General features: G+C 68.6%; 1 protein-coding gene. It reads right to left on the bottom strand.

Going from position 1 to position 551, the window contains the following annotated elements; translation table 11 throughout:
• Window positions 1-551, bottom strand: a 551-nt coding sequence (locus AC1DY5_RS58145; protein ID WP_478123116.1) for an acetyl-CoA hydrolase/transferase C-terminal domain-containing protein, incomplete at both ends; no start/stop codon positions are given.

Genomic DNA, 551 nt, shown 5'->3' with positions numbered 1-551 from the left:
CTGCGAGGCTGAGCCAGCTCGGGAGGGCAGGGCGACGATGGGCAGGCCGCCGCGCGAGCGCTGCGCGCCGCGCAGGAAATCGGTGCCTCCGCCTACCGCGCCCACATAGACTCCTCCCGCCACCTCGGTGTTGGCCTGGCCGCTCAAGTCAATCTCGATGGCGGAGTTGATGGCGACGAAGCGGTCGATGCGCGCCAGCACCTCGGCCGCATGGGTGTACTCGGTGCTGCGCAGTTCCACCTTCGGGTTGTGGTCGGCGTATTCGCGCACGATCCTTGAGCCCATCAGCACGCCGGCCACGCTGATGCCACGATCGATGGTCTTGCGGGCGTTGTTGATCACGCCTTGGCTCGCCAGCACTGCCGCCTGGTCCACGAAGGCACCGCTGTGCAGACCCAGGTCGCGTCGGCTGCCCAGTTCGCGCAGCACCGCCTCGGGCAGGTTGCCGATGCCGCATTGCAGCGTCGAACCGTCCTCGATCAAGTCGGCCACTCGGCGCGCGATGGTGGCCTCGATATCGCTGCCGCCCGACTTGGGGGCATCCACCGGCG

Source organism: Variovorax sp. P4_D9 (genome assembly GCF_056401695.1).
Note: the sequence above shows the minus strand (reverse complement) of the source record. Positions and strands in the feature narration are given on the sequence as shown.